Source organism: Auritidibacter ignavus (assembly GCF_003703835.1).
In the GTDB taxonomy this organism is placed as follows: domain Bacteria; phylum Actinomycetota; class Actinomycetes; order Actinomycetales; family Micrococcaceae; genus Auritidibacter; species Auritidibacter ignavus.
Genome location: NZ_RDQR01000016.1, coordinates 1 through 21869 on the forward strand (window position 1 = coordinate 1; position 21869 = coordinate 21869).

The window sequence follows — 21869 nt, forward strand, 5'->3', positions numbered from 1 at the left end:
AAAAACCCACCACTGGCCAAACCACAACCCCAAAACCAACGAGGCAAAAAAGAGGCCATGGCAACCAAACAAAAAAAATTTGGCATCAACAAACTTGGCACACTATCGAGTTATCAAACAACCGTTCACTTTCGAACTTTAGCGAATTTTTATCGTTTCCGTCCGAAGCAACTTTACTAATATATGCTCATCACTCTCAGCTTGTCAACTTGATACGTCGTGATCTACATCACAAGCGCTCTGGTGCGAGCTAATATTAGGTTTTTTGTGGATGATGATCCGGTTCGTATCCCGTTCTCATCTGTGCCGACCGATCTTCGTTTCCGAACATCTCCCGGGCACGAGTGACAACATTACACGCTTTTTGCGTGAGTGCAAAATCGGGGTGAACTCCTTGTACTTCCCCGCGATGTCAAGGGTTTTAGCGCGGTGAGAGGTACAGGGTCGTCAATGTGGGAATAGTGATCTGCGCTTCATTCTTAGAGGGGTTTTCTGCGTTTGGGTGCGTGGTGACCTGTCCCAGGTTCCCTCCTCCGTATCCACCGTATTCAACGGCGTTGGAGTTGAAGATTTCGTGCCAGACTCCGGGTACCGGCAACTCGACGGTGTGGTCTCGGTGCTCAATGCCGGAGAAGTTGGTCAAGCACAATACCGGGTGCTGGTTACGGTCCCAGCGCAGGAACGCCACCAGGTTTTTCTCTGCGGCGTGCGCGTCGATCCACCAGAACCCTTCCGGATCATCGTCGAGTTCCCACAGTGCCGGGGTCTTACGGTAGAGCTGATTGAGGTCGGCGATTTCGTTCATCACACCACGGTGGCTGAGATTTTCGATCAGCCTCCAGTTCAACCCGGCATGTTCGGACCATTCACGGTCGGTGGCAAATTCTCCACCCATGAACAATAGCTTCTTGCCGGGATGGGCCCACATGAAACCGTAGTAGGCGCGCAGTGTGGCCAGTTGTTGTTGTCGGGTTCCAGGGAACTTGTTGACCAGGGCGCCTTTGCCATGCACGACTTCGTCATGGGAAAGTGGCAAGATGTATTTCTCCGAGTAGGCATAAACCATCGAGAAGGTGATCTCGTTGTGGTGCCAGCTACGGTTAACCGGGTCTTCGGCAAGGTAGTTGAGGGTATCGTGCATCCACCCCATATTCCATTTCTTACCGAAACCGAGTCCGTCCCAGGAGGTCGGGGCTGTCACTCCGGTGAAGGCGGTCGACTCTTCGGCGACCATGACAATGCCGGGATTGCGCTGGTAAGCCAACTCGTTGGCCCGCTGTAGTAACGAAATCGCTTCGAGGTTGTAGTTACCACCGTAAACATTGGGGACCCATTCACCATCATTGCGCGAATAGTCGCGGTAGAGCATGGAGGCAACGGCGTCGACGCGCAGACCGTCGACGTGGAATTCTTCGAGCCAGTACAAGGCGTTAGAAATCAGGAAGTTGCGGACTTCTTGACGTCCGAAATCAAAAACCTTGGTCCCCCAATCGGGGTGCTCACCTAACCGCGGGTCCTCGTATTCGTACAGTGGTGCCCCGTCGAATTGGGCCAGTGCCCACTGATCTTTGGGGAAATGGGCTGGTACCCAGTCGACCAGGACTCCGATTCCGGCTCCGTGGAGTCGATCGACCAGGTATTTGAAGTCATCGGGAGTGCCGTAGCGTGACGTGGGGGCATAGTATCCGGAGACCTGATATCCCCAGGACCCACCGAAGGGGTGCTCGGCCAGGGGCATGAATTCCACATGGGTGAAGCCGTGGATGGTCACGTAGTCAACGAGTTGATCCGCCAGGGTGCGGTAGCTGACTTTGGTCTGCTCGTGCATGACTTCGGGGGACCAGGACCCGGCGTGAACCTCGTAGATCGAGATGGGACCGTTGTGGACATTATGGGTTGCCCGGTGAGTTATCCAGTCCTGGTCGGTAAAGGTGTAGGCCTTCGGGTGATTCGGATCGAACACCCGCGATGCGGTGGCCGGGGGGACTTCCGTCCAGCGGGCCATGGGGTCGGCTTTGTCGACCCACTGACCATGAGCGCCCAGGATCTGGAACTTGTAGTGGGCGCCGTGACCGACTTCGGGCATCAGTAATTCCCAGATCCCGGATTCTCCGAGGCTGCGCATGGCGTGGAGTCGGCCGTCCCAGTGGTTGAAGTCGCCGATCAACCGCACCGCGCGGGCGTTGGGGGCCCACACGGTGAAGGAGGTGCCACCGGTTTCGGGGTGAATCCTGGCTCCGAGAATCCGCCAGAGATCTTCCACCCCTTCCTCGGAGTGGAAAGCTGCAAGATCCTCGTTCGACACGGTCGGCCAGTGGCGGTAGGGATCGTCGATCTCGAACTGGTCATGTTCGTCATCGGTGTAGCTAATCACCAGACGATAGCCGGGAATATCTTTGGGGTCCTCATGAGCGATAGCCCCGACCCAAATCCCGTCGAACTCATGCACCAGATCAATGCGTTCCCCCTCCTCGGTGACCGCGGTGACCGATCGAGCAAAGGGGCGCAACACGCGGATGGTGAGTACCCCGGGTACCGCGTGAGCGCCCAACACTTGGTGTGGCTGGTGGTAACGGGCTTCCGAGACCAGCTGCAGGATCTCAGCCGGCACCTCAAGTGGGACCGGGCCGGTACGACGTTCGGAGGGGTTGAGTGGTTGGTGGGTCACGACTGTTCTTCCTCAGGGGACAACACGGTGAGAATGTGCGCCACGTGAATTCCGGGGTCCAGCCGGATGTAGTTCTGATCGGACCAGGTCCAGACCGCGTCGGTGATCAGGTCCTTGACCTGAAACTCCCCGGTTGCGGGCAACTCCAGGGCCGCACGGTCCAGGGTGATGGTGGCTTCTTGAACATGTTCCGGGTCGGTGGTCAGCACGACAATCACCCGGTCGATGCTGTCGCTGTGTTCCGGCCCGAGACTGTCGGTGACCAGGTCTCGATCGCGGTGGATGCCTGCCGGGGTAGCGTTGCGCACCTTGGAGTAGACCAAAATGTTCGGGGTATCAGCGGAGTGCAACTGCAGGTTCTGCAGCTGCCCTAGTGCTGGGTGGGTGGCGCGAATGGCGTTAAGGTGTCGCAGATAGGGTGCCAGCGAGTTTCCGGCGGCTTCGGCACCGCGAAAATCCCGGGGACGGTACTGATATTTTTCGTTGTCGATGTATTCCTCCGCGCCCGGACGCGGGACGTGTTCGAAGAGTTCAAACCCGGAGTACACGCCCCACAACGGACTGGCAGTAGCGGCCAGGGTGGCCCGGATAGCAAAGGCCGAGCGCAGTCCGGACTGCAAGAACTCGGTCAGGATATCCGGGGTGTTGACGAAGAAGTTGGGGCGGTAGAACGCCGGGGTGTCGTGGGAGATTTCGTGCAGGTACCCGGCAATCTCGTCGCGGGAATTACGCCAGGTGAAGTACCCATAGGACTGCTGGAATCCGATCTTTCCTAGCGCGTGCATCATGGCCGGACGGGTGAAGGCTTCGGCCAGGAAAACCGTCTCGGGGTGGTCCTTCCGGACCGTGGCGATCAGCCACTCCCAGAACCACAACGGCTTGGTGTGGGGGTTATCGACGCGGAAAATCTTCACCCCGAGCTTGATCCAGTGCAACACCACCCGGTGGATCTCTTCAGCAAGGCCCTGCGGGTCGTGATCGAAGTTCAGCGGGTAGATGTCCTGATATTTTTTCGGAGGGTTTTCCGCATAGGCGATCGTGCCATCCAGCCGGGTGGTGAACCATTCGGGGTGTTCTTCCACCCACGGGTGGTCAGGAGAACATTGCAGGGCCAGATCCAACGCGATTTCCAGCTGGTGTTTATGGGCGGTTTTGACGAACCGTTTGAAGTCTTTCTTCTTCCCCAAATCAGGGTGGATTGCATCGTGGCCGCCCTGCGGGCTTCCGATGGCCCACGGGGAACCGGGGTCATGTTCACCGGCGGTGAGGGTATTATTGGGACCTTTGCGATGGGTGGTGCCAATCGGGTGAATCGGTGGCAAATACACCACCGTGAACCCCATCTCGGCTACCTCGGCCAACCGCTTTTCGGCGGTGGCGAAGCTTCCGGATACCCAAAGTCCAGTGTCTTCGTCGATATAGGCCCCCTCCGAGCGGGGGAAGAATTCGTACCAGCTCCCCTGACCGGCGGCCGGGCGTTGCACATCTAGCGGATACCCGCCGGTGGTTCCCACGAACGAACGCAGCGGCTGATCTTCCAACACCTGCTGAAGTTCGGCCGTGTTGATCTGTTCCAGTCGTTGTGGTGGGCTCAGCGAAGAATCCCGCAACACGGTGACAGCGTCGGCGAACAGCTCGCAAGCCTGCGGAGTAAACTTCTGGCGTTCGGCGCGGGACCGTTGGACGCGTTCAAACAGGTGCACGCCCTCGTCCAACATCAGTTGCACGTCAACCCCGGCATCAACCTTGATCACCGCGGCCCGGTACCAGGTCAAAAAGTCATCGGCGTAGGACTCGATCGCGAAGGTGTGCCGTCCGAGTGCGGAGGGCCGGATCCTGGCGTGCCACCGGTCAGTTCCCGGGGCGCCGGGATGCATTCTGACCCGCTGGACTTCATTCCCCTCCGGATCCAGCAACACCACGGTGACGCCCAAGGAGTCGTGGCCTTCCCGGAAAACGGTGGCGCTGACTGGGATATCTTCTCCCAGCACGGCAGTTGCCGGGTAACGCCCCTGATCGACCACCGGGCTGACATCGGTGACGGGGATCCGGGTTACGCTCGGGATCACGCTCTCGGCGGTGGGATTGACCTGGTGGGGAATCATCACGGTCTCTACGCTACAGTGGGTCTGCACCACGGGGCCAGAGTTGCCGGATGAATCGTTGTCAATCAGGCCTGGATGCCTAATCCAGCAGGGTTTTATCGTCCAGGACGGCACCTTTGATGCTGGCGAATTTCTCCAGTAAGTCAGCAACGCTCAACTGGGATTTCTCCTCACCAGAAACATCAAAGATGATCTCTCCGTCATGCATCATGATGAGCCGGTTGCCGACCTGTAGCGCCTGGGACATATTGTGGGTGACCATCAACGTGGTGAGTTGCTGTTCTTCGACGACCTTGGCGGTCAGCTCGGTGATCAGCTGGGCCCGTTGCGGGTCCAAGGCTGCGGTGTGCTCATCGAGGAGCATCACCTGCGGATGCGAGAAGGTCGCCATCAACAGGCTCAAGGCCTGACGTTGGCCTCCTGACAACAACCCGACCTTAGTTTTCAACCGGTGTTCTAGTCCCAGTTCCAGCACCGTCAGCTCACGGGCGAATAACTCGCGCTGCTCGCGACGGACCGCCATTGCCAACCCGCGGGTGCGCCCGCGCTTGGCTGCTACGGCCATATTTTGTTCAATGGTCAGATCCGGCGCGGTTCCGGCCAGCGGGTCCTGGAACACCCGCCCGACCAGGGCAGCGCGCCGGTGATCTTTAGTACGGGTCAAGTCCTGACCGTCGATCAACACCGAACCGGTGTCGGGCATCAGCTTGCCGGCGATCACGTTTAACAGGGTGGATTTACCGGCACCGTTCGACCCGATCACGGTGGCAAAATCGCCGTCGTTCAGGGTCAGGTTAATGCTCTTCAGTGCCCGGCGCTCGTTAAGCGTGCCGGGGAAGAAGGTTTTGGAGATATTGGTGAGTTCAAGCACGATGACCCTCCTGGGATGTGGCCCGCGGTGCGGTCCCCGCAGTATGTTCGCTGGGCAAGTATTCAGGCATGGGTTGGACCGGACCCGAGGGATCTGCGTTAATCTCGCGCTTGCGTCGTAGTCTCCGCACGATCTTGAGCTTGGGCAACAGCAGGGCTGCGATGACGATCAGTGCCGAAATCAGGCGCATGTCGTTGGGGTTCAGCCCCAGCTCGAGAGCCCCTTGGATCGCCAGGCGATAGAGGATCGACCCGACGACCACCGCGGTGGTGGCGATGAACACGTTGCGTTGACCAAACAGCGCCTGTCCGAGGATCACCGAGGCCAGCCCCACCAGGATCAGCCCGATACCCATCGAGATATCGGCCGATCCCTGTGACTGGGCGACCACGGCGCCACACAGACCCACCAGACCGTTGGAGACAGCCAGACCGATGATCTTCATGGTGTCAGTAGAGACCCCGAAACTACGCACCATCGATTCATTATTACCGGTGGCTTGCAGCGCCAGACCGAGGTCCGTGGACAAGAACCAGTCCAGAATCAGCTTGATCACCAACACCACGACCAGCAGGATCAATATCGACACCCAGGTACGGGCGTAGGGGCCCATCCAGGTGAAGATCGTCTCGGTACCCAACAGTGGCACGTTGGCCTGGTTACCCATGATGCGCAGGTTGATTGAATACAACCCGAGCATGGTTAAAACTCCCGCCAAGAGCGGGTTGATGCCACCTTTGGTGTGCAACAGACCGGTGATGATCCCGGCCAGCGCCCCCACCACGAAGGCCGCCAACATGGCCAGCAACGGGTTGCTGCCCCCATGGACCATCATCATCGCTGCCGTGGCGGCACCGGTGGTAAAGGATTGGTCCACCGTCAGATCTGGGAAATCCAGGATCCTAAAGGTCAGATACACACCCAACGCGAGCAGCGCGTAGATCAGCCCGAGTTCAATACCCACCAGCATCTCGGTATCGGTTCCTTTTCGACTTGTCTTTGTCTTGTCCGTTATGTTGTTCTGTGTTTCGTTGATTCTCGAGCGGGCCTGTTGTCTGGCCGAGTTACCTTATTCGGTGTCGTCGCCGACGGTGACGGCCTCGTCGAGGGTGTCTTGCGGGAATTCCAGGCCCATCCGCTCGGCCGCGCCGGGGTTGACAGTCATTTCCATGGTGTCCGGCTCGGCACGGATGACGGCCATCTCTGCCGGGTCGGCACCGTTTTCCAGAATCTCGACGGCCATCTCACCGAGCTGTTGCCCCTGCGCATGGTAGTCGATACCAAAGGTGCCCACCGCACCGCGCTCGACCGAATCAGGTTCGCCGGCAAAGACTGGGATCTGGTGGTCTTCTCCGTAACCGATCACGGTTTCTAGGGTGGAGACAATCACGTTATCGGTCGGGACCCAGATGGCGTCCACATCCGAGAAGGTGTTCACCGCTTGCTGGACCTCGGAGGAGTTCGTCACGGTGGACTCTTCGATCTCGAAGTCGAGTTCTTCGGCGGCCTGACGAGCCAAGCGCACCTGGACCTCGGAGTTACTCTCCGCTGAGGAGTAGGGGATACCGATGGTGGTGGCATCGGGCATTACGTCACGGATCATCTGGAACTGGTCTTCGACCGGGTTCAGATCGGAGACTCCGGTGACGTTTCCACCGGGGGCTTCCCAGTCTTCCACCAGGTTGGCATCCACCGGGTCGGTGACAGCACCGAAGAGGATCGGACGATCGGTGATCGCCGACGCTGCCCCAATAGCCGAGGGGGTTGCCACGGCCACGATCAGATCCAGGTCGCTGTTATTGGCGAAGTTCCCGGAGATGGAGTTCACCGTGGACTGGTCTCCGGCGGCATTTTGCTCATCGTAGTCAACCTCGAGTCCGGCTTCCTCCAGGGCCTCTTTGAAGCCTTCCCTGGTGGCATCCAGAGAAGGGTGAGCGACGTACTGGGAAATCCCGACCTGGTAGGACCCGCCGTCGCCTCCCCCGGAACCGTTATCGCCGCATCCAGATAGTGCCAGGCTGGCCATCACCGCGGTCGCGGATACTGCCAGTAGATCTCGGGTGTGTTTCATGAGCTCTCCAGTGATCGGTGAGTTGAGTGATACAGTCACCGCTTCACGTGCAGTGACCCAGATTACTTTACACCTCAGAAGCTAGGACTCGTGCCGTTGGACGGAATACATCGACACAGAAAACGGGGCGATCGTGTCGGTCTCACCGGGATAGATTAGTCCACCTTGTCGCGGACGGTCCGGCACGTTGGTGGTCAGCTCACGGACAAAAGGCAGACCCGAGGCGACCGGGATAACGTGTTCCTCGTCTCCGTCGGCAACCTCTGTAGCCAACTCGGCCAGATCGGGGATTCGGAACTGTTCGGATTCCAGCCCCCCATTGAAGACCACGAGACCGTCGACACTACCCTCGGGGGCGGAGAGCAACATTTGCAAGAAACGCTCTTGCGGGGATTCCCACTCGACCGCGCTCATTGGCCGGCCTTCGTCGTTGAACCACAGCATGTTCGACTGCGAGGGGTAAGTGTAGGGCTGGCCGGCCATGAAGTTGCGCCGAATGGTCAGCAACAGGCGCACCGTATCGTGAAGATCTTTACCTTCGGGTGTGTCCAACAGCGACCAGTCGGTCCAGGAGATCTCATTATCTTGACAGTAGGCGTTGTTATTTCCGCCTTGGCTACGTCCGATTTCGTCCCCAGCAGTAATCATCGGGACCCCCAGCGACAAGGCCAGGGTCGCCAACACGTTGCGCTGGGTTTGCATCCGGGCTTGGGAAACCGACGGCAAATCGCTGGGACCTTCCACCCCGTGGTTATAGGACCGGTTGTTATCGGTTCCATCTCGGTTATCTTCGCCGTTGGCCTCATTGTGTTTGTGGTCGTAGCTGACCACATCGGCCAGCGTGAATCCATCGTGGGCGGTGACGAAATTGACCGAGGCCAGCGGCGAGCGCCCGGATTCGGCAAAGATGTTCTGCGAGCCGGCCAGTACATCGGCGAACCGTCCCAGGGTACTGGGTTGTTCCCCGCGCACCAGTGCGCGCCGGCCGAGCACCCAGAATTCACGGACGATATCGCGATAGTGGTCATTCCAGTCGCAAAATCCGGGCGGGAATTGCCCGGTCCGCCATCCTCCCATGCCGACATCCCACGGCTCGGTGATCATCTTGACTTTGGACAGCACCGGATCCTGGGTGATGGCCACCAACAGCGGGTGGGTTGGCGAGAAGGTGTTTTCCTCGTCACGAGCCAGGGTGGTCGCCAGATCAAAACGGAAGCCGTCGACCCCGAAATCACTAGCCCAGGTGCGTAGCGAGTCCAGCGTCATCCGCACCACGGCGGGATTGGAAAAGTCCAGCGCATTACCACAACCGGTGGTGTCGTCGTAGTGCTCACCGGTGGGGTCCCACCGGTAGTACGCACGATCGCCCAACCCGCGCCAGCACAGCACCGGGCCGCCTTGGCCTTCTTCAGCGGTGTGGTTATAGACCACGTCCAAGATGACCTCCAGCCCGGCCTGGTGCAACAGCTTGACCATGCCCTTGAACTCGGTGGCCACCGCCGCTGGGCCTTGAGCCTGGGATTCTGCTGTGGCGTAGCGGGGGTGCGGGGAGAAGTAGTTGATGGTGTTGTAGCCCCAGTAGTTATCCAGCCCCATATCGACCAGGTGATTCTCGGAGACACAGTGGTGGACGGGCAACAGCTCGATCGTGGTGATGCCCAGATCTTTCAGGTAGTCAATCATCACCGGGTGAGCCATGCCGGCATAGGTGCCACGCAGGTGCTCGGGGATGTGCGGGTGTAGCTTGGTCTGACCCGCCACATGGGCCTCATAGATGACGGTGTCACGCATTGGTACCTGGGGGCGGGTCACTCCGTCCCAGTCAAAGGAACTGTGCATGGCCACCGACCACCAATAGCCTTCCCGCTCGGTCACCGCAGCAGCGTAGGGGTCAAGCAGGATGGCCTCGAGGATGTCTTCATCGGCGGTGGCGCGATCGATGATGGCATACATCGCCCCGTCATGCAGATCCGGGATCACTCCGTGGTGCACGCCACCGCTCAATCCCGGCAACTGGACGCGAGTGAGATCCTCCAGGCCGGGAGTGTGGTCCAGCGGTAGTCCGGCGGAGGTGAAGACCACATCAGCGGCCTGCAACCCGGGCGCGTAGACGGCAAAGTTCTGCAACCAGCGGTCGGGAACTTGTTCTAAGGACTCGGACAGCCCCCACGGGTTGGGCCGTGAGGGATAGGTGGATGTCATCGTTTCAGTCATGCACGACCGTTTCGTTGGCGGGAAATTTCATACAGGCTCACGCCCACAGCCACCGAGGCATTAAGTGACTCGGTGGACTCGACAATCGGAATCGAGACAATTTGATCACAAGTATCTGCAACCAGTCGAGACAGTCCTTTTCCTTCGGAACCGACGACCACGCACAGAGGTTCCGTGGCGAGAGGAAGCCCCGGCAGGGTTTGGCTACCGTGGCCATCCAGCCCGATCACAAACATGCCGGCCTTCTGATATTCAACGAGCATGGTCGGCAAATTCACGACCTGGGAGACCGGGAGCCGAGCAGCGGCACCGGCAGACGTCTTCCAGGCGGTGGCGGTCATGCCCACCGAGCGACGGGCGGGCACCACCACGGTGTCGACCCCAAATGCAGCAGCAGAGCGGACCATCGCACCCAGGTTGCGGGGGTCGGTGATGGAGTCCAGAGCCACGATCAATGGCGGCTCTTGCCGGTAGCCACGGTTCCAATCCGCCATCAGCTGCAGGCCCAATTCCGTGGCGTCCTGGTACTCATAGGGCGGAATGTGCAGAGCAATCCCTTGGTGTTTGGCGTCCCGGGTCATCCGGTCCAGCTCGGGCATGGTGGCTTCTAACACCGGAAGACCTCGATCGGCGGCGAGCTTCAAGGCCTCACGGATCCGTTCGTCCATGGTCACGCCGGTGGCCACATACAATCCAGTGGCTGGAATCTCGGTGCGCAGGGCTTCCACGACCGGGTTGCGTCCGGCCACCGCATCGTGTTTGGTTTTCGGCGCCTTCGTGGGTCGTTTTTTCTTGGGTTTATAGTTTTTGTGCCAGGTGCGATCCTCGGCTTTGGGAGTGGGACCTTTCCCTTCTAGACGGCGCCGTCCTTGACCACCACTACCCTTCGTGGGGCCTTTTTTCTTGCGGGGGCTGCTCATGGTCTCGATGTCCTTTCTGCCAGGTGCCACTCGGCGCCCGAAGGCGTGTCCTCGATGGTAATCCCGGCAGCGGCTAGCGTGTCGCGAATGGTATCGGCGGTAGCCCAATCTTTATCCGCGCGCGCCTGGGCCCGAGCGTCAAGCTGCGCCTGAATTACCGCATCCAGCACCTGGTTGTTTCCGGCCACGTCATCGTTTTCTGGGACATCATCCAGCCCGAGGACGCTAACCATCGTATTGACCTGATCCAGCGCTTGGGCCGCAGCGACAGAATCTCCGGTATCCAGAGCAATATTACCGGCACGCACGGTGGCGTGCAGAGCAGCCAACGCCTGCGGGACATTCAAGTCATCTTCCATAGCAGCCCGGAATTCCGGGGTCACCTGGCGCTCGCCGGTGGCCTCCACGGTACGGGTTGCCCGTGCTTGGAAGGACTCAATGCGTTCCACGGCTGCCTGGGCCTCTTGTAATGAGGAGTCTTGATAATCCAGTTGCGACCGATAGTGGGCCTGACCCAAGAAGTAGCGCACCGCGGTTGGGCGGGCCGAGGCCAACATTTGTTCGGGGGTGACAATATTGCCGATCGATTTCGACATTTTCTCCCCGTTGATCGTCACCAACCCGTTGTGCAACCAGTATCGAGCGAACCCATCTCCGGCAGCCGTTGATTGGGCCAGTTCGTTTTCATGGTGGGGGAACCGCAGATCGAGGCCACCACCGTGAATATCGAACTGGGCGCCCAGATACTTGGTCGACATCGCCGAGCATTCCAGATGCCACCCTGGCCGGCCCCGACCCCAGGGTGAGTTCCAACCGGCGGTCTCGGGGTCTTTCGGGTCGGCGGCTTTCCATAGTGCAAAATCGCGGGGGTCCTTTTTCCCGCGTGGATCGGCATCGGCTGCATCCTGCATTTGATCGATGGACTGGCGAGTCAACGATCCGTACTCGGCCCATGAGGCCACCTCGAAGTACACGTCAGCTGTGCCGTCCAGGGCCGGATAAGCGTGTCCAGCCTCAATCAGCCGCTCAATGAGCACGATCATTTCCGGAATATGACCGGTCGCGCGTGGTTCATAGCTGACCGGACGCACCCCAACGCTCGTGTAGGCCTCGTGGAAGGCCCGTTCGAAACGGTAGGCCAGCACATACCATGGATCTTCGGACGGATACAGCGAATCGGGCTGAAAGTCTTCCCCATAGGAAGCCGCTGAGCGGTCGAGAATCTTGTCATCGATATCGGTCACGTTACGCACCGAGATGACGTCGAAACCGCTGTACTCCATCCAGCGAATCAGGATGTCGAAAACAATAGCGGAGCGGATATGACCGACGTGTGGTTTGCCCTGCACGGTGGCACCACAGTAGTACAGCGAGACTTTACCGGGAACCAGAGGTTCAAAGTCGCGGATCTGTGCGGTCTTGGAGTCATAAAATCGTTGTGCCACGCGTACAGAGTCTACCGGGTCGACTTGCTGAACCCTAAGCTGGCATCGGCTGAATGTCGTCGGGTGCTCGGCTAGGCCCTGATGAGGGGATGCCATACAGAAGCATTCGCTAGCTTTTTACGGTAACCTCGGGGTTGAGTTATTTTGACTTTTTCATCGCACCTTTATTGAGGAGAAACCACCGTGAAGGGTTCTATTATCCGTCGCGCGACCGGAGTGGGATTGGTTGTCGCGACCGCTTTCGGTACCAGCGGTTGCATGTTTATCAACGACCAGGCCACCACCATGGATTATGCGCCGTCCGACGGCGTCCAAGTCGAAGTCTCCGATATGGCGATCCGCAACCTGGCTCTGGTTTCTGATGAGCCCAATGGGGCCGGTCGCTTCATTGGTAGCCTGGATAACCGGTCGGATGCAGAGGCCACGGTCACTATTAAGGTCGGATCTGACTCGGCCACGTGGACTGTTCCCGCCGGCGAACGGATTGCTCTGGAAGACGATGAGAACGCTGTGGTCATCGACAACACCACGGGTGCGCCCGGCGAGATGGTGGACTCTGAGGTCGAGAGCATGGGCGATTCAGCAGACCTTCAGGTCAGCGTGCTGGATGGCACTCTGCAAGAGTACCGGCAGTTCGTGCCGCAAGAAGACTTTGATCCGGAAGAAAACGTGGAACACCTGCAGGATTACGAAGGCCCCTACTCCGAGGACTACGAAGGGCACTAGCCCGCCTACCCCAGCGCGATCCGGGCCGTCGTACCGGCACACCACAACGGCGGTGGAACTGATCTTCACGATGCAGTCCCACCGCCGTTGTGGTGAGGAAAAGACAACGCGACGAGAAGACGAGAACTAGAGCTCGAATTTATAGCCCAGACCACGCACCGTGACCAGATAGCGCGGTTCGGCAGGATCTGGTTCGATCTTGGTACGCAACCGCTTGACATGCACATCCAAGGTCTTGGAGTCACCGGCATAATCGGGGCCCCATACCCTATCGATCAGTTGCCCGCGAGTCAGCACGCGCCCGGAGTTGCGCAACAGCATCTCGAGGAGTTCGAATTCCTTCAGCGGCATCGCAATATTTTCACCGTCGACCGATACCACGTGCCGTTCAACGTCCATGCGCACATTGCCCGCTTCGATAATCGAGGCTTCGGTGTCTTCTGGTTCAGACTGGCGACGCAGTACCGCACGTACCCGGGCGACAAGCTCACGCGATGAATACGGCTTGGTGACGTAATCATCGGCGCCAAGTTCCAGGCCCACGACCTTGTCAATCTCGGAGTCCTTCGCAGTGAGCATGATGACAGGAACCGTCGAGTTCTGCCGAATCTGACGGATGACTTCGGTACCTGACTGTCCCGGCAACATCAGATCCAGCAATACCAGGTCAGCACCGTGGCGTTCGAACTCCTCAACCGCCTCATTCCCATCCTCAACGACGGTGGTTTCAAACCCTTCTCGTTCTAAAAGGTAGGACAGTGGATCGCTAATGGAAGGTTCGTCTTCCACCACGAGAATACGGCTCATGGCCGCTCTCCTTTCCCACCGTGATCGGTGGTGGTTTTCGTGTCATCTTTGTCAATAATATCCACAGTGTCAGGGTCGACAAGCGGAAGTCGGATCGTAAATGTCGATCCATGCCCCACGCGCGACCATACCGAAACTTCACCACCGTGGTTAGCAATCACGTGTTTTACAATACTCAGGCCCAGACCCGTTCCGCCGGTTCCTCGAGAACGGGCGCTATCGACGCGATAAAAACGCTCAAAGATGCGTTCTTGTTCGTCGACATCGATGCCCGGTCCCTGGTCCGTCACCGAGATTTGGACCAGGCCCTTAGCGATCTTGACGCCGATGCCCACCGTAGTGTCATCGGGTGAGTAGCTCACCGCGTTATCGATCAGGTTACGGATCGCTGTCATGAGCTGGTCAGCATCGCCGAAGACCATCGCATCGGCCATCTGCGCTGTCTTGAGCGTAATATTTTTCCGTTCAGCTTCCGTACGCACCCGATCCATCGCTTCACGGACCAGTCCAGGAATACGCACAGGTTCGGCCGTATCGACGTGGTCTTTACCCTGCAGGCGCGAGAGTTCGATAATGTCTTGCACCAAGGCACCCAAGCGCATTGATTCCACCGACAAACGATCGGCAAACCGTCGCACCGCCAGCGGGTCATCGGCTGCGTCATCGATCGCTTCGGCCAGCAACCGGATCGCGCCCACCGGGGTTTTCAATTCGTGGGAGACGTTGGCAACGAAATCATGACGGATCGCTTCGGTCCGAGACACCTGTGAACGATCTTCGGCCAAGAGCAAAATGTATTCGTCACTCAATGGCGCCACCCGCAACTGGACCATCCAGGCGCCTTCTCCCAGCGGTCCACGCGGCAGTTCAAAGCGCTGGTCGATAATTGCACCATCAGCACGGACACGTCTGGTCAATTCGATCAGCTTGTGTTGGGCCAGCCGGTGGCCCCGAACCAGACCGAATGCATAGGCCGATGGATTAGCTCGCACTACACCGTCAACAGCGTCCACGACCGCATAAGCGCGCCCCACCACAGCCAAAACTTCAGCTGCGCCGGTGGGGATCGAGGGCTCGTCGACCTCGTAGTGGATCGCGTGGCGCTGTTCGGATGCTCTCAACGCCCACATGGCCAAAACACCCAGCACAACACCAGCTAATCCGCAGATGATGCCAATAACTACCGGGTCGTTCACACCTCAACACAGTACCGAATTTTTGGGCTTGCGTACGGAGAAAAACGCCTCTGGTCCACCGGAAGTTTTAAAGCCACCTATCGTGCACACCAAGCTAGTTTGTGTTTAAATGACGTTAACTTCAGTACGAGATGGTGGGATCTGGCCGCGCGCCTGCGGCCGGCTACTGTGCTGTTCTCCGTGCTCTGACTGCTCGTTAAACGGCGCGCTGACTAGACTGACAGCAAAGACACCCTAGAAAAGAGGACAATTCACATGCGTGAACTATTCCAGGCCGATATGAAGGCATTGGGAGACCAGCTGGAAGAAATTGCCGGTTTGGTGCGCCGTGCCGTTGAGCAGGCTCGCACCGCGTTCGAAACCGCCGATGTCGAGCTGGCTGAGACCGTTATTTCCGAAGATGCTCGGATCGACTATCTGCAGAACACCCTGGACGAGAAAGCCATCGAGCTGTTGTTGCTACAGTCGCCGGTAGCCACTGACCTGCGCACCCTGGTCGCAGCCCTGCGTATGTCGTCGTCGCTGGAGCGCACCGGCGACCTGGCTCGCCACATCGCTCAGCTGACCCGCTTGCGTTACCCCGAGCACGTCGTTCCGGAATCCCGCCGTGAAGCCTTCAAGGCTCTGGCAGACAACACCGTCGAGGTCGCCGTCAAGCTTGATGAACTGTTGAAGACTCACGACCTGGATCTCACCCGTGAGATCGTCAAGCTCAACACCGAAATCGACGAGATTCACGAAGCGAACTTCGCTGCCATTGCCGACCCTAGCTGGGAAGGTACCCCGTACCAGACCGCTGACGTCACCCTGGCTTCTCGCTACTTCGAGCGGATCGCCGATCACAGCGTTTCCATCGCTCGCAAGGTGGCCTACCTGGTCACCGGTGAGTGGGAGCCGAACGTGGCCTCCGCCGAGTAAGACTGTCACCTCTACCCCGCGCACGGCCCCGGTTCTCCACCGGGGCCGTTTCGCATACTGTAGGACTTATGGTTCCCACCTGGTCTGACACGCTGTACCCACCCCCGCTCACCAAGATGACCGACGGCACCGTCAAACAGACCAACCCATTTTCTGGCACCCAGGTGTGGACCGTCCCCGGCAGAGCCCAGCGGCCCCTCAACGTAGCGAGCCCAGCAGTTAAGCCCCTCGACCCCGCCGAGGTCGACCACTTCTGTGCGTTTTGTCCCGGCAGACTGATGGACACGCCCCCGGAAAAATCCCGAATCACCGTGGGCACAGCCATTCGGACCGGGCTAACTGCCAGTCAACTGACCGAGGACCCGTGGAACTTCCGGCGGGTGCCCAACCTGTTCGAGATCCTCAGCTACGACTATTGGGCGAAAAACTACGGCTATCAGCTTTCTCATTCCGACCGTGATCGGATGCAACGGTATCTGGCAGATCCGGCAGGTCGGCAACACGTCGACGACATTGTCACCACCAAGCTCCAGGCCTCCGGTATCGAGTCCACCGCCACATCCCGAGAAAACGCGACACTATCCTTCTTCGGTGGCGGCCACGAGCTGATCATCGGTCGCCACCATTTCCAGCCGGGAGCCACCCGGAGTGACCAGCTAGCCTCAGCCGGTACGTTGACACCCGATGAACATGCGGCGTTCTTTGAACTCAGCGCCGACGCGATGCGCAGTATCTATGCCCAGAACCGCTACGTGCGTTATGTCCAGGTCTTCCAAAACTGGCTCAAACCCGCCGGGGCAAGTTTCGATCACCTGCATAAACAACTGGTCGGCATTGACCAACCTCCCGTATGGGCGGCACGTGAAGAAACTTTGCTACGCCAGAATCCCAACCTGTATAACGAAGCCGCCGTTGACTACGCTGGCTATCACAACCTCGTGCTGGCCGAAAACGAGCATGCGGTCATGCTCGCCGGGGTGGGGCACCGCTACCCCTGCTTGGAAGTGTGGTCCCGTTCCGAACACGCCCAGCCCTTCGACCACACCACCGACGAGCTACGGGGCGTCTCCGATCTCGTCCAGGCAATGCACGCCGCCACCGGTCCTCTCGTGCCGGCCAATGAAGAGTGGTACGCCCAGCCGATCGGTTCGGTTGTGAACATGCCGTGGCGGGTGCTGATGAAATGGCGGGTCTCCACGCTCGCTGGTTTTGAAGGTGGCACCAAGATCTATGTCAACACCATCGACCCCTGGACGCTACGCGATCGGGTCCTCCCGGAGCTCTTTCGACTCAGGGATGAGGGTCTCATTGCGGAAACGGTGGCAATCGGCGAGGAGTGCTCCTATCGGCTGAATTCACTCCGGTATCTAGATTGAGCAGTAGCGCACCGGGCAACCCAATACACTAGCCCCGCCAGCTAACCCGGCGCCACCTCGGTTGGCCCCTGTCGCCACTGTTGCTCCACGGGCCTGAAGCTGTCCAGCCACCGGAGGCGCAGGCGCTCGACCCATTCCAACAGATCCTGACTCACCGACGTCCGGCCTACGTTCGGAACAGTGTTCTCTGCCCCGGCCAAGACCACTGCGCTGGGGCCACGGTGCGCATTGAAATAGATGGCTCCCCCCGCTTGAGGATCGGTGACCCGGCGGAGGAAGTCATCGAGCAAGACTGTGTCTGCGGTGATGCGCATCGCCCCGAATCTACCCCCGGTTTCTGCACATGCCTGTTGGAGCCAGGCCAGACTGGTGGACGGCAGTCTGGCCTCCCCGGAGAAGAACACCAGCTGATCGTCGTCAACCATCGCCAAGGCAGCGCTGCCGGCTTCGCACACGGCTCGTCCGTCGTGGAGCACCACATCGTCGATGTCCACGTCCGCCTCTCGGATCGCCGTGGCCCGAGAGTCTTGAGTAAAGGTAGCCAATCTGGCCAGATCGGGGCCTTTGATCATCGGATACCGTCGTGGATCAGGGGTTGCCGGAATCCACAGGCGGGTTATCTGCCGGAACGGGGCCGCAACTCGTAACGACAAGGTCACCTTCGGCGTCGGAGCATCCCGGGCAGACCGATCCGGGATTTCGACCGCAATCCGGGGGAACAGATCCGGGCGCTCGGTGGTCGGGTTTGGCCGGTCGGTGACGTGTTCTGACAACGTTTGAATGCCTCGCCACCAAATGTGTTCGATCTGTGCAGTGCCACCGCTGAGGCAGGGCACAAGGCCGGCGGTCTCCGGTTGCGCACTCAATCGATACCACCCGTCCAGAAAGCGGTCTCGGTGGCGCCGGAGATCCGGTGCGGCACCGTGCCGAACCCGAAAAGACTCGGCCAACACCACCTGGTCCGCGTACACTCGCCCCTCGGCGCTGGCCTCGGCCGGAACCGGGTCGAACCGGTCGCGGTTCAGGTCATAGACCAGCATCATGGTCGTTCCCCTTTCGGCCTTGTTCGGGTACTGTCGGCGGTCGTCTCCTGGACGGCGCGGTTGAGCGCGGTGATCAGCACCTGGGCTTTGAGATTGCGTTCGGCCAGTTCCGCCTGAGGGTTCGAGTCGGCGACAATGGCCCCACCGGCGCCGATCGAGACCCGTGATCCATGCCGGACCAGCGTGCGAATCACGATATTTAGGTCGGCTTCCCCTTGAGTTCCCAGCCAACCGATGGTGCCCGAGTACACACCCCGGGCGCCAGCCTCCAGCGCATCGATGATCTCCAGGGACCGGACTTTCGGTGCACCGGTCATCGACCCGCCGGGAAAGCTGGCTTCGAGTACCTCGGCCACGCTGGTCTGGGGCGCAAGCCGACCGGTAATAGTCGACACCATCTGGTGCACAGTTGCGTAGGTTTCGATATTCATCAGTTGTGGCACGTGCACGGTGCCGGGTTCGGCCACTCGGCTGAGGTCATGGCGTAGCAGGTCCACGATCATGAGATTTTCGGCCCGAGTTTTCTCGTCGGTGGCCAACTCGGCGGTGATCTGCCGGTCGCGCTCGGGATCCGCGCTACGCGCCACGGTGCCTTTGATGGGCTTGGATTCGACAATTCGTTCCCCCACAGCGTTTGTCGAAATCGTCAGGAATCGTTCGGGCGAGCTACACAGGATCTCCAGGCGATGATCGGTCCGACCGAAGCGGTCGAGCTCGAGCCCTGCAAAACAGTCAAAACACAAGTAACCCGAGTATGGCGCCGGGTTGGCCTGACGTAGCCGGCAATACAGCGCGAAGGTGTCGAGCTGTTCGGGCACGGTTTGGGTGTAAGTATCGGTCAGACATACCTCGTAGGCATCCCCGGCCGCCAGGTGTTCCTGGATCCGGTCGATTGCCTGCAGGTACTGCTCGTCACCCAGTTGCCAAGACCCGGTGTCACCGGGTGGGGTCAGCGAGCTGTCTTCGCTGAGGAGTCGCTCGTCGGTTGCCGGTGGCGGGTCAGTCTGGGGACCCAGTGGCACCAGATCCTGGTGGAGATCATCCAGCAGCCGCGGGTCACCGATAGCGTAGAGGTGGACGGTATCGGGCTCGATCACAGTGAAACACTGTGGGCGCAACCAGTACCCGTCGGGCACCTGGGACCGATGACGTGGTGCCGTGAGGAGACCGGGGGTGATGTGCTGCCAAGCTTCATATCCGAAATACCCTAACCACCCACCACGGAATCCAACCGACCCCGGGGCGGTGTGGCTGAAGTCAGCGGCGTCGGTCAGCAGGTGGTGGTCCTGCAGATATTCCAACGCGTTCCCGCGGAGTTGCTGGAAGTTCCCGGCATCCGCAGCCGAGCCGGTGAGCACCCACAACTGCTCATCGGTGGCCCGGTAGCGGACCACTTGGGACAGCGGGCCGATATGTGCAGCCAGGATGCTGCGGATCGGTCCGGTGGCACCGGCTGAGCTGGGCGCGGAGGTATCCAGCCAGATCGCCACATCGGTCTCAGGCGTGCGCGCACGTGCGCGCAGGCGCGCGAAGGTCGCTGCGGTATCGGCCCGATACCCGTTGAGCTGGCGGTAATAGATCCGGTATTCGGGCCGGGCCTGGTGTGCCGGCTGGGGTGGGGCGTGCTGGATGCTGGCCGACCGACTGTCCACAGGACTCTGGCAGGTGCTCCCGGATCCAGTAGGCGCGGTGTCTCCGAGAGCCAGAAAGTTCCGGATCAGATCTGGACCGTGCCCGGTCAGCACCGATTCGGGGTGATATTGCACTGCCCAGTGGTTGGTGGGCCCGCCCTGCTCATCGAGAACATTCAGCGCCATGACCACGTCATCCTCGGTGCGGGCATGCACCCGCATCCGGCCCTGAGGCAGATCGGTAACCTGCAACGAATGGTAGCGCACCGCGGTGGTGGGTTGGCGGATCCCGCAAAAGATCCCTTCCCCAGAGTGCTGGATCGCACAGACCTGGCCGTGGGCGGGGTGAGGTAGGCGGTCGATGGTGGCTCCGTGTAGCATCGCCAAGCCTTGCAGACCCAGGCAGACCCCAAGTACCGGAATATCACCGGCTGCTCGGATGATGTCGGCGGTGGCTCCAAAGTTTTGGGTTCGGGTGGGGGTCCCCGGACCGGGTGAGACCACCACATGTGTGTAGGCTCCGGCGCGCACTGCGGCCACCAGCTCAGCAGTGATCTCACGGTGTTCGACCACCGTGGGGGTGGTTGCCGAGATGGTAGCCAGTAGGTCGACCAAGTTATAGGTGTAGGAGTCCTGGTGATCGATCACCAGCAGACGGTGAGCCGACACCATCGTGGCGGATGGCCGGGCCGACTACTTGCCCTGGGAGGCCACCGCGGCAGCACCAGCTTCAGCGGCCTCAGGGTCCAGGTAGCGTCCCGGGGCGATCGGGGCAAAGTCCGTATCCAGCTCGTAGACCAGCGGAATTCCGGTGGGGATGTTCAGCCCGGCAATATCGTCGTCGGAGATGTTCTCCAGGTGCTTAACCAGAGCGCGCAACGAATTACCGTGGGCGGCGATGAGCACGGTCTTGCCCTCGGCCAGATCCGGAATAATCGCGTCGTTCCAGTAGGGCAACAGACGCTCGAGCACGTTCTTCAAGCACTCGGTGCGCGGGGCGTTATCTCCCAGGTCCGCATAGCGGGGGTCACCGATCTGGGACCAGGTGGAGGAGTCTGCCAACTCCGGCGGAGGCGTATCGTAGGATCGACGCCAGATCATAAACTGTTCTTCGCCGTACTCATCGCGTACTTCGGTCTTATTCTTGCCTTGCAAGGCACCGTAGTGGCGCTCATTCAATCGCCAGGAACGCTTGACCGGAATCCACTGCCGATCAGCGGTGTCCAGAGCCAGATTCGCGGTGGTAATGGCCCGGCGCAACAGCGAGGTGTGCACCACATCGGGCAAAAAGCCACCCTCAGCCAGCAGGTCGCCGGCGCGGGTCGCTTCGGCGCGACCATTCTCGGTCAGCGGGACATCCACCCACCCGGTGAACAGGTTCTTTTCGTTCCAAACACTTTGGCCGTGACGCAAGAGCACGAGACGATAATTTTGAGTCATGGCTCCAGCATATCGGGTCTTGTCGGTCACCTCACCCGCGGACTAAAAGGCGTATCCGCCGGTATCTCCTTTGATCTCTCGGCGCGGACCGGCCAAGTACACCGCAGCCACACACAGCGCTACCAGAGTCAGCAGGCCGGTGGTTCCAACCTGGTAGAACAACAACGGCAGGGCGGTCATGATGGTACCGACGGCCGCCGAGATCCCGGTCAGCAACAGCCAGAAGTTTTTCGACTGACGTCCCACAGCCAGGAAGTCACGACTTTTGCGCCCCAGGCAATCGATGAACGCCCAGAGTTGGATGACCAGTGACACCACGGCAAAAATGATGCTGAGCCAGTGCTCAATGGTCAGCACAATCGCCCCGGGGGTAGATAATGTCAGCATGATGCTATTCTACGCGCAGATCCTGGTTTCGATCTCGATCACACCCTGAGT

General features: G+C 59.7%; 18 protein-coding genes. 4 read left to right on the top strand and 14 right to left on the bottom strand.

The annotated features are described in order from the left end of the window. Positions 1-180 (top strand): hypothetical protein (locus tag DYI20_RS12460; RefSeq protein WP_221040951.1); only part of this gene is annotated, 180 nt, incomplete at its 5' end. A 241-nt stretch (positions 181-421) separates the two neighbouring features. Here the strand turns inward: DYI20_RS12460 and glgB are convergent. The 8 genes from glgB to cysS all read right to left on the bottom strand — a co-directional run bounded on the left by glgB (position 422) and on the right by cysS (position 12294). Beyond that, a complete protein-coding gene (gene glgB / locus DYI20_RS08500; RefSeq protein ID WP_122549303.1) occupies positions 422-2668 on the bottom strand; it encodes a 1,4-alpha-glucan branching protein GlgB in 2247 nt (748 codons plus the stop codon). Continuing rightward, the gene (locus DYI20_RS08505; protein WP_122549304.1) at positions 2665-4773 is read right to left on the bottom strand and encodes an alpha-1,4-glucan--maltose-1-phosphate maltosyltransferase; all 2109 of its coding nucleotides are present in this window, start codon (positions 4771-4773) and stop codon (positions 2665-2667) included. Before DYI20_RS08505 ends, glgB begins: the two co-directional genes overlap by 4 nt. Positions 4774-4852: 79 nt before the next feature. Beyond that, the gene (locus DYI20_RS08510; RefSeq protein WP_110099902.1) at positions 4853-5644 is read right to left on the bottom strand and encodes an ABC transporter ATP-binding protein; all 792 of its coding nucleotides are present in this window, start codon (positions 5642-5644) and stop codon (positions 4853-4855) included. Next, positions 5637-6614, bottom strand: coding sequence for an ABC transporter permease (locus DYI20_RS08515; protein WP_122549305.1), 978 nt, complete (start codon positions 6612-6614; stop codon positions 5637-5639). The genes DYI20_RS08510 and DYI20_RS08515 overlap by 8 nt, the downstream gene beginning before the upstream one ends. Positions 6615-6713: 99 nt before the next feature. Beyond that, positions 6714-7715, bottom strand: a complete 1002-nt coding sequence (locus DYI20_RS08520) for an ABC transporter substrate-binding protein (protein ID WP_110110815.1) — start codon at positions 7713-7715, stop codon at positions 6714-6716. 81 nt (positions 7716-7796) lie between these two features. Further along, a complete protein-coding gene (glgX, locus tag DYI20_RS08525) occupies positions 7797-9917 on the bottom strand; it encodes a glycogen debranching protein GlgX (RefSeq protein ID WP_243857641.1) in 2121 nt (706 codons plus the stop codon). 8 nt (positions 9918-9925) lie between these two features. Then, positions 9926-10849, bottom strand: coding sequence for a 23S rRNA (guanosine(2251)-2'-O)-methyltransferase RlmB (gene rlmB / locus DYI20_RS08530; protein WP_110110817.1), 924 nt, complete (start codon positions 10847-10849; stop codon positions 9926-9928). After that, the gene (cysS, locus tag DYI20_RS08535; protein WP_110110818.1) at positions 10846-12294 is read right to left on the bottom strand and encodes a cysteine--tRNA ligase; all 1449 of its coding nucleotides are present in this window, start codon (positions 12292-12294) and stop codon (positions 10846-10848) included. The genes rlmB and cysS overlap by 4 nt, the downstream gene beginning before the upstream one ends. A 183-nt stretch (positions 12295-12477) precedes the next feature. On the opposite strand from cysS, the gene DYI20_RS08540 reads away from it, so the two are divergent. Beyond that, positions 12478-13020, top strand: a complete 543-nt coding sequence (locus DYI20_RS08540) for a hypothetical protein (protein WP_110110819.1) — start codon at positions 12478-12480, stop codon at positions 13018-13020. A gap of 126 nt (positions 13021-13146) precedes the next feature. On the opposite strand, the gene DYI20_RS08545 is transcribed toward DYI20_RS08540, so the two are convergent. Together DYI20_RS08545 and DYI20_RS08550 are read right to left on the bottom strand one after the other, a co-directional pair. Continuing rightward, entirely contained in the window at positions 13147-13827 is a 681-nt protein-coding gene (locus DYI20_RS08545) for a response regulator (protein WP_110099895.1), read from the bottom strand. After that, positions 13824-14957, bottom strand: coding sequence for a sensor histidine kinase (locus DYI20_RS08550; protein WP_110099909.1), 1134 nt, complete (start codon positions 14955-14957; stop codon positions 13824-13826). The genes DYI20_RS08545 and DYI20_RS08550 overlap by 4 nt, the downstream gene beginning before the upstream one ends. A 321-nt stretch (positions 14958-15278) precedes the next feature. Between DYI20_RS08550 and phoU the strand changes: the two genes are divergently transcribed. Together phoU and DYI20_RS08560 are read left to right on the top strand one after the other, a co-directional pair. Continuing rightward, positions 15279-15941 carry a phosphate signaling complex protein PhoU gene (phoU, locus tag DYI20_RS08555; protein WP_110099894.1) on the top strand — a complete coding sequence of 221 codons (663 nt, stop codon included), beginning with the start codon at positions 15279-15281 and terminating at the stop codon, positions 15939-15941. 68 nt (positions 15942-16009) lie between these two features. Beyond that, a complete protein-coding gene (locus tag DYI20_RS08560) occupies positions 16010-17317 on the top strand; it encodes a DUF4921 family protein (protein ID WP_183145619.1) in 1308 nt (435 codons plus the stop codon). Between the two features lie 41 nt (positions 17318-17358). On the opposite strand, the gene DYI20_RS08565 is transcribed toward DYI20_RS08560, so the two are convergent. From DYI20_RS08565 to DYI20_RS08580, 4 genes are read right to left on the bottom strand one after another with little or no spacing between them, the layout of a single operon-like run. After that, the gene (locus DYI20_RS08565; protein ID WP_122549307.1) at positions 17359-18360 is read right to left on the bottom strand and encodes an aminotransferase class IV; all 1002 of its coding nucleotides are present in this window, start codon (positions 18358-18360) and stop codon (positions 17359-17361) included. Next, positions 18357-20663, bottom strand: a complete 2307-nt coding sequence (locus tag DYI20_RS08570) for a chorismate-binding protein (RefSeq protein ID WP_122549308.1) — start codon at positions 20661-20663, stop codon at positions 18357-18359. Before DYI20_RS08570 ends, DYI20_RS08565 begins: the two co-directional genes overlap by 4 nt. Before the next feature lie 21 nt (positions 20664-20684). Then, positions 20685-21431 carry a phosphoglyceromutase gene (locus DYI20_RS08575; RefSeq protein ID WP_110101186.1) on the bottom strand — a complete coding sequence of 249 codons (747 nt, stop codon included), beginning with the start codon at positions 21429-21431 and terminating at the stop codon, positions 20685-20687. A 42-nt stretch (positions 21432-21473) separates the two neighbouring features. Further along, entirely contained in the window at positions 21474-21818 is a 345-nt protein-coding gene (locus DYI20_RS08580) for a DUF2516 family protein (RefSeq protein ID WP_110099890.1), read from the bottom strand. Between the last annotated feature and the right edge of the window lie 51 nt (positions 21819-21869).